Origin of the sequence: Bradyrhizobium sp. 31Argb (assembly GCF_043638955.1) — a bacterium.
Taxonomy (GTDB): domain Bacteria; phylum Pseudomonadota; class Alphaproteobacteria; order Rhizobiales; family Xanthobacteraceae; genus Bradyrhizobium.
This window is the reverse complement of sequence record NZ_JBEGDB010000085.1, coordinates 1-12047: the sequence shown is the minus strand read 5'-3', so window position 1 is coordinate 12047 and position 12047 is coordinate 1. Positions and strand designations below refer to the sequence as shown.

The following is a 12047-nucleotide window of genomic DNA, read 5'->3' as shown; positions in this document are numbered from 1 at the left end:
TGCGTTTGTTTTTCTTTTAATTGGACCAACAGTTTGCCCGCGACGCAAACGGCGAGTCAAGAACGTAGGTTGGGCAACCCGCGGGCAGGCGGCGACGAAATCTTAACGAAACAAATCCTTACCCCCACGAAACCATTTTGGCGATTTCGTGCAAACGTCCCGAAACGCTTGACCTGTACTGGATGGCGTCAACGAGGCGCCACACCGCAAACGGCGCCACAGGGTGTAGTCAGACAGGGGTCGACAATGTTTAATTCCATTAAGCGAAACTCGCGTCTTGCCGCCGCCGCATTGGGCGCGCTGGCGATCGGCACCATTGGTTTTTCCACATCGAGCTCGGCCGCTCCGCTGCCGTTCTTCCCGTTCCTCATGACGCCGCCGACCGAAGCTGCCCCGCCGCCCTCCGTCGAGGCTGCGCCGCCCCAGGGCGAGGGCCGGTTCGAACTGCCCGCGCGCCTGCGCCGCCAGGTCGTCAATTACGCGACGCGTGAAGCGCCCGGCACGATCATCATCGATACCCCGCACACCTATCTCTATTATGTGCTCGGGAACGGCCAGGCGCTGCGCTATGGCATCGGCGTCGGCCGCGACGGCTTCACCTGGTCCGGCGTCCAGACCATCACCAAGAAGGCGGAATGGCCGGATTGGACCCCGCCGCCGGAAATGATTGCCCGCCAGCCCTATCTGCCGCGCCACATGGCCGGCGGTCCCGGCAACCCGCTCGGCGCCCGCGCCATGTATCTCGGTGGCACCGTCTATCGCATCCACGGCACCAATGCCCCGGAGACGATCGGCACCCACGTTTCCTCCGGCTGCCTGCGGCTCATCAACGAAGACGTGATCGACCTCTATTCCCGGGTCAACGTCGGAACCAGGGTGATCGTGCTGCCGATGACCGACCGCCGCGCCGATCTCGGTACGACGGTGCGGTAAGCATCGAAAGACTGGATTAAAGAGCGGCTCCGGCATTGGCCGGGGCCGTTTTCATTTCGCGGGCTCTCGTAGCCCGGGTGGAGCGAACGCGTAACCCGGGACATCTGCATCAACGTTTGCCGCTGGTCCCGGGTTACGCTGACGCTTCACCCGGGCTACGCACAGGCTATGTTCAACCAAACGGCGCCCGGCCCAGAAGCGCCGCGGCGCGGACACCGATCCGCCGCACTGGTGCATCTTTTCCCTTCCCTATAATAAGCGAATCGGGGGCTTCTCGATCCGAGGGGGATGATGCGTCTGCCGATGCGTTCGAAGATGATACTGATTGGCGTCGCGGTGATTGCGGCGTCGTTCCTGATCAGCCTGAAGGCCATGGACTGGCTGTCGCCGCACGCCGCGGTACCGGCACCGCCGCTGGCCGAATTGCCGCCGCTGCCACCGGCGCCGCGCAGCTCGGTGGTGATGGCACCGGTCGCCGTTGCGCTATCGGCGATCCGCGACGTCGCCGACCGGGGCACGCCGAAGAATTTCAACGGCAAGGCCGACAATCCGGTGCCGCAGATCCTGCAGAATGCCGATATCGGCTGGACCGCCTCGCGTGGGCCAATCGTGGCGACCGGAGCGGAGGACGTACTGTCGCTCTCCACGCCGCTGACGGGTGCGCTGAACGTCACGGGCTCGCTGTCGGCGAAGGCGACGGGCGCGATCGGCGATGTGCTCGGCAGCCTGCTCGGCGCCAATGCCGCCAAGCAGATCGGTGACATCAACATCAAGCAGATCAATGCTAACGCCGAGATCAAAGGCAATGTGGTCGTGACCTCGCGCCCCCGGCTGGCCGCGGCCTGGCGCATCGAGCCGAATCTCCAGGCGCAGGTCAATCTCGGCGACACCGGCCTGTCGGTCGCAGGCGTCCGCGTCAACGTGCCGGCGCAGGTCAAGCCGCTGATCGACAAGACCGTCGCCGACCAGTTGACCGCCGTGCGGACGAAGATGCGCAACGATCCGACCTTCGAGCAGAATGCGCGCGCGCAATGGGCGAAAGCCTGCCGCTCGATCCCGCTGCAGGGTGCGGGTGCCGTCCCAAACATGCCGCCATTGTGGCTGGAGCTTCGCCCGATCCGTGCGCTGGCGGCGCAGCCGCGTGTCGACGCGTCCGCGGTGACGCTGACGCTCGGCATCGAAGCCGAGACCCGGATCACGGAGGCGCCGACCAAGCCAGACTGCCCGTTCCCGGCGACGATCCTGATCGGACCGCAGACGCCGGGCCATGTCAGCATCGGCATGCCCGTCGACATGTCCTTTGTGTCGCTGACAAAACTCTTGGAGGCGCAGCTCGCCGGCAAGACCTTCCCGGAGGATGGCTCCGGTCCGGTTGACGTCACGGTGAAGCACGCGAGCGTAGCGGCCTCCGGCGATCGCCTTCTGGTCTCGGTGTTGGTGAACGCAAAGGAGAAGAAGAGCTTCTTCGGCTTCGGCGCTGAGGCCACCGTGCACATCTGGGGACGGCCGGTGCTGGATCAGGCGCAGCAGATCGTGCGGCTGACCGATATCGAGCTGGCGGTCGAATCCGAGGCCGCTTTCGGCCTGCTGGGTGCTGCGGCGCGCGCTGCGGTGCCACAGTTGCAGCGGGCACTCGCGGAGAAGATGACCGTCGACCTGAAGCCGTTCGCGAGCAACGCCCGCGAGAAGCTCGCCGCTGCGATCGCCGATTACCAGAAGAACGACGACGGCGTGAAGGTTTCGACCGAGATCACGAGCCTGCGACTCGCCGGCATCGCCTTCGATTCCAAGACGCTGCGCGTAATCGTGGAAACCGAAGGCGCAATCGACGTTTCCATCAGCAAGCTCCCGGCGTTTTGAGGTTCTCCCTCGCCCCGCTCTTGCGGGGACTGCCGTAGCCCGGGTGGAGCGACAGCGTAACCCGGGACCGCTCGTGAATGCGAATGCGGACGTCCCGGGTTGCGCGTTCCGCTCCACCCGGGCTGCGGGCTGCGCGCGTGCAAACCTCCCCTGCGGCCTTGTTCGCGGTCCCGGGCTTTGCCGCCCTAATGGCACCGGATAGAACTGGCGGCGTTAATGATAATCCTCCACAAGAAGCCAGGGAGAAGAAACGATGAAACCGCTTGCGGCCGCCCTTGCGGCGGGTCTCGCGCTTGCCGCTTCCGGCGGCGCCGCCAATGCCCAGATTTCCGACGACGTGGTCAGGATCGGCGTGCTCACCGACATGTCCAGCCTCTATGCCGATGCCACCGGCAAGGGCTCGGTCGCCGCGGTGCAGATGGCGGTCGCCGATTACGGCGGCAAGGTGAAGGGCAAGCCGGTCGAGGTGGTCTTCGCCGATCACCAGAACAAGCCGGACGTCGGCGTCGCCATTGCCAGGAACTGGTACGATAACGAGAAGGTCGATGCGATCTTCGACGTGCCGACCTCCTCGGTCGCACTGCCGATCTCGGCGCTGACGCGCGAGAAGAACAAGATCAATATCAATTCCGGCGGCGGCACGTCCGACCTCACCGGCGTCGCCTGCTCGCCGAACACCGTGCACTGGACCTACGACACCTATGCGCTGTCGAACGTCGCCGGCAAGGCGATGGTCAAGCGCGGCGAGGACACCTGGTTCTTCGTCACCGCCGATTATGCCTTCGGGATGGCGCTCGAGCGCGACGCAGCCAACGTCGTCAAGGAAAGCGGCGGCAAGGTGCTCGGCGAGGTGCGCCACCCGCTCAACACCTCCGACTTCTCCTCCTTCCTGCTGCAGGCGCAGGCCTCGAAGGCCAAGGTCGTGGCGCTCGCGAACGCCGGCGGCGACACCACCAATGCGCTGAAGCAGGCCGCCGAGTTCGGCATCACCCAGGGCGGCCAGAAGATGATCGCGCTGCTGCAGGAGATCACCGACACGCACTCGCTCGGCATCCAGGCAACCCAGGGCCTGATCGTCACGGACGCTTTCTATTGGGACATGAATGACGAGACGCGGGCCTTCTCAAAGCGCTTCAACGAGAAGGTCGGGCACATGCCGACCATGATCCAGGCCGGGCTCTATTCGGCGACGATGCATTATTTGAAGGCGATCGAGGCCATCGGCACCGACGAGGCGCCGAAGGTGATGGTGCAGATGCGGGCGACTCCGGTGAACGATTTCTTCGCCAAGAACGGAAAAATCAGGATCGACGGGCGCATGGTGCATGACATGTACCTGTTCGAGGTGAAGAAGCCCTCGGAGTCCAAGGGCGAATGGGACCTCTACAAGCTGCTCGCCACCGTGCCCGGCGACGAAGCGTTCCGTCCGCTCGACAAGGGCGGCTGCCCGCTGGTGACGCACTGACGCGCGCGACGCAAGTGAATGGCGGATGGAGCGCCCCATCCGTCATTTTGCGCTTCACGCCAGCCGGTACGTTCCTCCGATCACCGGATCGCCGTCGGTCGTGACGATCCCTCGGGCGACCAGATCCTCCAGATGCGCCAGCACCGAATAGCCGGCAGCGCCGGTTAGCCGCGGATCGAGGCCGATATAGATCGCGCGCACCATGGTCGGGATATCGGCCTCACCCTTGGCGAGACGATGCAGGATCGAGGCTTCGCGCGCCTTTCGGTGTCGCGCCAGGAAGCGGACGTAGCGCGGCCCTTCGGTAATTTCGGGGCCATGGCCGGAGAAATAGAGTTCCTCGGGCCGCTGCTCCAGCCGTTCCAGCGAAGCCATGTAGTCGATCATCGATCCGTCCGGCGGCGCCACGATCGAGGTCGACCAGCCCATCACGTGATCGCCGACGAAATTGATGCCGCGTTCCGGCCAGGCGAACGCCAGATGATTGGCGGTATGGCCCGGCGTCGCCACCGCCTCCAGCGCCCAGCCGGAACCTTCGATCACGTCGCCGTTCTTGACCTCGACGTCCGGCCTGAAGTCGCGGTCGGCCCCAGACTCCGGATTATGCTTCTCGCTCTCGAACCGCGGCCGCGAGGCGCGGTGCGGGCCCTCGGCATAAACGGGCGCGCCGGTCGCCTGCTTGATCCGCGCGGTGTTCGGCGAATGGTCGCGATGGGTGTGGGTGACCAGGATATGCGTCACGGTCTCGCCGCGCACGGCATCCAAGAGCGCCCTGGCATGCGCTTCATCATCCGGACCGGGATCGATGATCGCGACATTGCCCTTGCCCACGATGTAGCTGACCGTACCGGTGAAGGTGAACGCGCTCGGATTGTTGCAGAGAACGCGCCGCACGCCGGGGCGGGCTTCGTCGACCACGCCGGGCTGAAGCGGAAAATCGCGGTTGAACGGGATGTCGTCGTTGTCGGCCATGGCTAAACACCTGACGCTGATTCCGTCATGCCCGGGCTTGTCCCGGGCATCCACGCGCTTTCTTTCCGGAAGCTCACACGTGGATGGCCGGGACAAGCCCGGCCATGACGGAGCAAGGGGTTACATATCGCTCCACAACTTCAGCGCTTACGAAAACGCCTGGATACCGGTGATGGCGCGGCCCAGGATCAGCGCGTGGACGTCGTGAGTGCCTTCATAGGTGTTCACGGTTTCCAGATTCGCGGCGTGGCGCATGACGTGGTATTCGATCTGGATGCCGTTGCCGCCGTGCATGTCGCGCGCCATGCGGGCAATGTCGAGCGCCTTGCCGCAATTGTTGCGCTTGACGATGGAGATCATCTCCGGCGCCATCTTGCCCTCGTCCATCAGCCGGCCGACGCGAAGCGAGGCCTGCAGGCCGAGCGCGATCTCGGTCTCCATGTCGGCGAGCTTCTTCTGCACCAATTGGGTGGCGGCGAGCGGACGACCGAACTGCTTGCGGTCGAGGGTATATTGACGCGCGCGGTGCATGCAGTCCTCCGCGGCGCCCATCGCGCCCCAGGAGATGCCGTAGCGGGCGCGATTGAGGCAGCCGAACGGACCCTTGAGACCGGAGACATTGGGCAATAGCGCGCTCTCCGGAACCACCACGCCATCAAGCACGATCTCGCCGGTGATGGAGGCGCGCAGCGAAAGCTTGCCGCCGACCTTCGGCGCGGAGAGACCCTTCATGCCCTTCTCCAGGATGAAGCCGCGGATCTGGTTGTCGTGGGCGGCCGACTTGGCCCACACCACGAAGACGTCGGCGATCGGCGCGTTCGAGATCCACATCTTGCTGCCGGTCAGCCGGTAGCCGTCGGAAACCTTCTCGGCGCGGGTCTTCATGCCGCCGGGATCGGAACCCGCATCCGGCTCGGTCAGGCCGAAACAGCCGACCCATTCTCCGGTGGCGAGCTTGGGCAGATATTTCTTGCGCTGGTTCTCATCGCCATAGGCATAGATCGGGTACATCACCAGCGAGGACTGCACCGAGTTCATCGAGCGATAACCGGAATCGACCCGCTCGATCTCACGCGCCACCAGGCCATAGGCGACATAGCTTGCATTCGCGCAGCCATATTCCTCCGGCAGCGTGACGCCGATCAGGCCGAGTTCCCCCATCTCGTTGAAGATGTCGCGGTCGGTCTTCTCTTCCAGATAGGCGTTGATGACGCGCGGCAACAGCTTGTCCTGCGCATAGGCGCGCGCGGTGTCGCGGATCATGCGCTCGTCTTCGGTGAGCTGGTCATCGAGCAGGAACGGATCATCCCACTGGAAAGAAGCCGCTGCCGGCTTGTCCTTGGCCTGGGGGCGCACGCTCATGAAAATCCCTTTCGCATCGTCGTTTCGGAATTACCCGTTAAATTAAAGCGCCGTGAGTGGAAGCGCAATTGGTGATCCCTTCACCGTCATTCCGGGGCGATGCGCAGCATCGAACCCGGAATCTCGAGATTCCGGGTTCGCGCTACGCGCGCCCCGGAATGACAGTATCGATTAACTTTCGAGTTTCTCGTTGGAGACGATCTCGATACCGAAACCGGACAATCCCTTGTAGTCGTGCACGGATGAGGTGAGGTTGCGGATCGAGGTGACGCCGAGATCGCGCAGGATCTGTGCGCCGACGCCGACCTCGCGCCATTGCCGGTTGCGATCGGCCTCCGCGGTCTGCGTCGCGCCGACGGGCTCGACGGGAACACCGGCGGCGCCGTCGCGCAAGTAAACCAGCACGCCGCGGCCGGCCTTCTTGAACTGCCGCAGAACGGCTTCCATGCGAGCCCCGCCGGTGAAGATGTCCTTGACGATGTTCGGCTTGTGCAACCGCGTCAGCACGTTCTTGCCGTCGCCGATGCCGTTATAGACGAAGGCGGCGTGCATGATCTCGTCGAACGGCGAGCGGTAGGCATAGCCCTGCAGCGGGCCGATCGGGCTGTCGGTCGTAAACGTCGCGACCCGCTCGATCAGCTTCTCGCGGGCCTGCCGATAGGCGATCAGGTCGGCGATCGTGACGTGCTTGAGGTTGTTGGCGGCGGCAAAACGGGCGACCTGCGCACCCTTCATCACCGTGCCGTCGTCGTTCATCAATTCGCTGATGACGCCGACCGGCGACAGGCCGGCGAGCTTGCAGAGGTCGACCGCGGCTTCCGTATGGCCGGAGCGCAGGAGCACGCCGCCATCGCGGGCGATCAGTGGGAAGATGTGGCCCGGCCGGGCGAAATCATTGGCGCCGGCATTGGGATTGGCGAGCGCACGGCAGCAGGAGGCGCGCTCGTCTGCCGAAATGCCGGTGCCGCCATCGGGCTTGTAGTCGATCGAGACGGTGAAGGCAGTGGTGTGGCTGGAATCGTTGTGCGCGACCATCGGGTCGAGCCGCAGCCGTTTCGCGTCGTCGGTGGTGATCGGCGCGCAGACGATGCCAGAGGTGTGGCGGATGATGAAGGCCATCTTGTCGGCGGTACAGAGCGACGCGGCGACGATCAGATCGCCCTCGCCTTCCCGGTCGTCGTCATCGGTGACGACGACGAGTTCGCCCTTCGCAAAGGCTTGCAACACTTCCTGGATCGTATCGGCCATGTTTCAAAATCTCGCTTTTTGCTGGCAGTGCATTAGCCGGAACCGGCAGCCCGCGCCAGCATCAATCCGCAGGCCAGAACAGCGTCGGCAGGCATACCAGGCCGTATCTCAAGGCAACACCTCCCGTCGCTCGGCGAGCTGCGCATCCATCGCGGCGCGCTTCTCTTCCAGAAGTCCGGCATCGGCGGCTTCGATCACCGAGAACAGCTCGCTCGCGTCGCTGATCCGCGTCACCGTCACGTAGTCGGCCCCGGCCACGTAGAGATCGTTCACATCGGCCAGGAAATCGGCGGTCGCGACGATCTTGGCGGTCGGATTGAGGCTCCGGACATGGCGGACCAGCTTCTCATTGTTGGCGCCGACCAGGAGCGAATCCGGCACGCTCAGAATGATGATCTCGGCCTTGCCGATGCCGGCATGCACCAGCGTATCGACATTGCTGATATCACCATAGATCACCTGCAGGCCGCGATCTTTCAAGGTCCTGAACACCAGCGGGTTGAAATCGATGACGCTGATCTGCTCCAACAGCGCTTCGTTCTGCCGCTCGATCTGGCTGAGCAGGGCGCTGGCGGCGCGGAAAAAGCCGAGGATCACGATCCGGCGGCTCTCGCCGTGGCCGGCCTCCTGACCGCCCCCTTCCGCAGGGTGGACCTGGTCGAGGTCGCGAAGCCCGATCCGCTTCAACCGCCCGATCAGGGAACGGGTGATCTCGCTGCTCCTGGTGATCGCGAAGGTGCTCAACACCGCCAGCACCACGAAGGCGAAGGAGGCGGCGCTCGATGTCGCAGTGGAGATATGCCCGGCGGCGACGCCGGTCTGGATCACCACCAGCGAGAATTCCGAGATCTGCGCCAGGTTGATCGCCGGCAGCAGGCTGGCCCTCAAGCCCTGCTTCATCAGATAGAGCGGCGTGAACGTCGTGACCAGGCGGCTCACTACGGTGAACGCCGCAATCAACAGCGCAAGCCCGATCACCGAGAGGCCGGGAACCGGGATGGTCATCCCGAGCGCGACGAAGAACAGCGTGATGAAGAAATCACGGAGGGTCGTGACCTTGGCGGTGACGTCGAGCGCATAAGGGAAGGTCGACAGCGACACCCCGGCGACCAGCGAGCCCATCTCGCGCGACAGATGCAGGCGTTCGGCGACCTCGCCGATCAGGAAGCACCAGGCGAGCGCGCCCAAGAGGATCAGCTCGGGGCGGCGTGCGATCTGCTGGAACAGCCGTGGCAGCACGTAGCGGCTGAGCACCAGCGCCGTCGCCACCAGCACGCCGACGCGCAGGATCGAAAGCAGGATGATGCCGACCTGGAGGTTGTCGAGGCTCGGCTGCACCGCGAGGAACAGGATCGCAAAGATGTCCTGCAGCACCAGCACGCCCAGCGTGATGCGGCCGGGCAGCGTATCGAGCTCGCGCTTCTCGTAGAGCACCTTGACGATGATCACGTCGAGGAGAGCGCGCAGGCGACGCAGAGATAAAGCGCGTCGAACTTGCCGCCGCCGCCCATCGACAGCCCGATGCCGACGAAAAACAGGATGCCGAGCAGGCAGCCGCCCAGGAGCTGGCCGCCCGCCGCGAACAGGATCACCTTGCCGGCGCGGACGATCTTCTTCAGGTCGATCTCGAGCCCGATCATGAACAGCATGAAGATCAGGCCGAGCTCTGATATGACGCTGATCGATTCCTGGGACTTGACCAGACCCGTGCCGAATGGACCAATCAAAAACCCGGCGATAAGGTAGGCCAGGATCAGGGGTTGCCGGGAGAAATGAGCTAACAGGCCGAGCACCCAGGCGAACAGGATGCTTAAAGTAATATCACCTATAAGTTCATGCATGTCTTGGGGCTTCTCCTCATCGCAACCTAGAGACCCAAGCACGGGGGTCAAACGAGCAATCTGTCACATCCGCGCCCTTAGCCTGTTTCTGGCGATTCTGGCATCGCTGACCGCATCCCGCCCCTCCATGGCGCAAAACGGCAGCATCGAGCAGGGTTTTGCGAGTTCGCTGACGGCTGTTCCCGCCGAGAATCTCGCCGTTTCCGGCTCTTTCTATGTCCCAGTCTATTCCAGTGTCTCGATGAGCCAAGGCAGGCTCAGGGCCGATTTCTCGGTGACATTGAGTGTCCACAACACCTCCGAGACCAAGCCCCTCGTATTGAAGCGGATCGCCTATTTCGACACCGAAGGCAAGCCGGTTGAAAGCTACCTCAAGGCGCCGATCGCGCTGAAGCCGTTCGCAACCATCGAGGTCTTCATCCCCATTTCCGACGTGCGCGGCGGCACCGGCGCCAATTTCGTGGTGGACTGGGCCGCAGCCGGCGAGATCGCCGAACCCGCGGTCGAAGCGCTGATGGTTGGCAGCGTCGGCCCGGGGCATTATGCCTTCATCAGCCAGGGGCGACCGATCAGGATCGTCGGCAAGAACTAGCAAGAGGGCCTTCCACTTCACTTGGGCCTTCTCAATGACAACAACACGGGAGTAAATGTCCATGTCCGCCTCAACCCAATTCGATTTCGCGCCGCTGTTGCCCGCCGGCCTGCCGGCGGCGGCCGCCAAGTGGACCGGGCTTGCCAAGTACAGCTTCGTCGGCGGCAACAACGATCCGGATGGGGTTCCGGTCGACGGGCTGATCGAGGCGGTCAACGCGGTGTTGAAGCGCGAGGGCAAGGCGCTCGCGACCTACAACCTCGCCCATGGCCCGCAGGGGTATCGGCCCTTGCGCGAATTCCTCACCGGCAAGCTCAAGCGCGACGCCGGCATCGTCTGCACGGCCGATGACATATTGATCGTCTCGGGCTCGCTGCAGGCGCTCGACCTCGTCAACCACACGCTGCTTGCGCGGGGCGACACCGTGTTGATCGAGCAGGAGACCTATCAGGGCTCGCTGAACCGGCTCACGCGGCTCGGCGTCAACGCCGTCGGCATTCCCCTCGACCAGGACGGCATCCGGATCGATGCGCTGGCTGCCGCGCTCGCCGACCATAAGCGGCGCGGCATTACGCCGAAATATATCTACACCATCCCGACCGTGCAGAACCCGACCGGCTCGATCCTGCCCCAGAGCCGCCGCGCCGAGATGCTGAAGCTGTCGCGCGAGTATGGCGTGCCGATCTTCGAGGACGATTGCTACGCCGACCTCACCTGGAGCGGCGAGCGCCCGCCCGCGATCTACGCCATGAGCCAGCATGGCGGCGTGATCCATATCGGTTCGTTCTCGAAATCGATCGCGCCTGCCCTGCGCGTCGGCTTCATCGTCGCACCCTGGGAGGTGATGTCGCGGATGCTGGCGCTGAAGACCGATGCAGGCTCCGGCGCGCTGGAGCAGATGGTGCTCGCCGAATATTGCGCGCCGCATTTTGCGACCCATGTGCCGGAGCTGACGCGCGGCCTGCGCAAGAAGCTCGATACGCTGATGGAGGCGCTGAACGAGCAGTTCGGCACCGTGGCGGAATTCGAGGAGCCGAGGGGCGGCATCTTTCTGTGGGTCAAGCTTCCGGATCATGTCGATACGCTGAAACTCTACCAGGCGGCGCTCGCCGCCGGCGTCTCCATCAATCCGGGACCGGAATGGTCGACCAACAAAGCGTGGTCCGGCAGCCGGCTGCGGCTGTGCTTCGCGAGCCCCTCGCATCAGCAGATCCGCGAAGGCGTGGCGGTGCTCGCCGATGTCTGCCGGCGCGAATTCGGCGTGCCGACGCGCAGCGGCAATATCGAACGCGCGCAGGGCTGAAGGCATTCGCTTGCTGAACAGAGATGTAGGGTGGGCAAAGCGCAGCGTGCCCACCATCAAGCATTCCGTGCGCGGTGGTGGGCACGCTTCGCTTTGCCCACCCTACGTCGCTGCCAGACCTCATCCTGAGGAGCGGCGTCTTCGCCGCGTCTCGAAGGATGAGGCCCTGCCGGTGGCCTCGCCCTTCGAGACGACCGCTGCGCGGTCTCCTCAGGGTGAGGGGATAGGTGCGAGTGCGCCGCGCTATCCACGTCATTGCGAGCGCAGCGAAGCAATCCATGCCCCCACACGCGGCGCGATGGATTGCTTCGCTCCGCTCGCAATGACGAGGTGAGGTCTGATTCAATTGTCAAACAGCGGGGAGGATGCGAGTGCGCGTTCTCGCGGCATGAGCTGCCCGAGCTTTGCGTCTCGTTTCGCCCTCCTCGATATCAGAGGGCGCAGGGAAAGCCGGGTGCCGGTTGCACCCAT

Annotated in this window: 8 protein-coding genes and 1 pseudogene; 5 read left to right on the top strand and 4 right to left on the bottom strand. The window is 64.1% G+C overall.

Features of this window, described 5'->3' with window-relative positions; all coding sequences use genetic code 11:
• Nucleotides 1-246 precede the first annotated feature (246 nt).
• The 3 genes from AAFX91_RS18240 (at nt 247) to AAFX91_RS18230 (ending at nt 4258) form a co-directional block, all read left to right on the top strand.
• Entirely contained in the window at nt 247-933 is a 687-nt protein-coding gene (locus AAFX91_RS18240) for a L,D-transpeptidase (RefSeq protein ID WP_394567326.1), read from the top strand.
• Nucleotides 934-1224: 291 nt separating this feature from the next.
• Complete coding sequence (locus AAFX91_RS18235; RefSeq protein ID WP_394567325.1) at nt 1225-2793, top strand: DUF4403 family protein; 1569 nt, start codon at nt 1225-1227, stop codon at nt 2791-2793.
• A gap of 253 nt (nt 2794-3046) precedes the next feature.
• On the top strand, nt 3047-4258 hold the full coding sequence (locus AAFX91_RS18230) for an ABC transporter substrate-binding protein (RefSeq protein WP_130582800.1): 1212 nt from the start codon (nt 3047-3049) through the stop codon (nt 4256-4258).
• Between the two features lie 54 nt (nt 4259-4312).
• On the opposite strand, the gene AAFX91_RS18225 is transcribed toward AAFX91_RS18230, so the two are convergent.
• The 4 genes and pseudogenes from AAFX91_RS18225 to AAFX91_RS18210 all read right to left on the bottom strand — a co-directional run bounded on the left by AAFX91_RS18225 (nt 4313) and on the right by AAFX91_RS18210 (nt 9681).
• Complete coding sequence (locus AAFX91_RS18225) at nt 4313-5230, bottom strand: MBL fold metallo-hydrolase (protein WP_394567324.1); 918 nt, start codon at nt 5228-5230, stop codon at nt 4313-4315.
• Between the two features lie 147 nt (nt 5231-5377).
• Entirely contained in the window at nt 5378-6592 is a 1215-nt protein-coding gene (locus tag AAFX91_RS18220; protein ID WP_130582802.1) for an acyl-CoA dehydrogenase, read from the bottom strand.
• Nucleotides 6593-6763: 171 nt separating this feature from the next.
• The gene (ribB, locus tag AAFX91_RS18215) at nt 6764-7840 is read right to left on the bottom strand and encodes a 3,4-dihydroxy-2-butanone-4-phosphate synthase (protein WP_394567323.1); all 1077 of its coding nucleotides are present in this window, start codon (nt 7838-7840) and stop codon (nt 6764-6766) included.
• 108 nt (nt 7841-7948) lie between these two features.
• Nucleotides 7949-9681 (bottom strand): annotated as a pseudogene (locus AAFX91_RS18210) (cation:proton antiporter).
• Nucleotides 9682-9808: 127 nt separating this feature from the next.
• Here AAFX91_RS18210 and AAFX91_RS18205 point away from each other — a divergent pair.
• Together AAFX91_RS18205 and AAFX91_RS18200 are read left to right on the top strand one after the other, a co-directional pair.
• Nucleotides 9809-10273, top strand: coding sequence for a DUF3124 domain-containing protein (locus AAFX91_RS18205; RefSeq protein ID WP_245476704.1), 465 nt, complete (start codon nt 9809-9811; stop codon nt 10271-10273).
• 61 nt (nt 10274-10334) lie between these two features.
• A complete protein-coding gene (locus AAFX91_RS18200) occupies nt 10335-11576 on the top strand; it encodes a PLP-dependent aminotransferase family protein (RefSeq protein ID WP_394567322.1) in 1242 nt (413 codons plus the stop codon).
• The last annotated feature ends 471 nt before the right edge of the window (nt 11577-12047 follow it).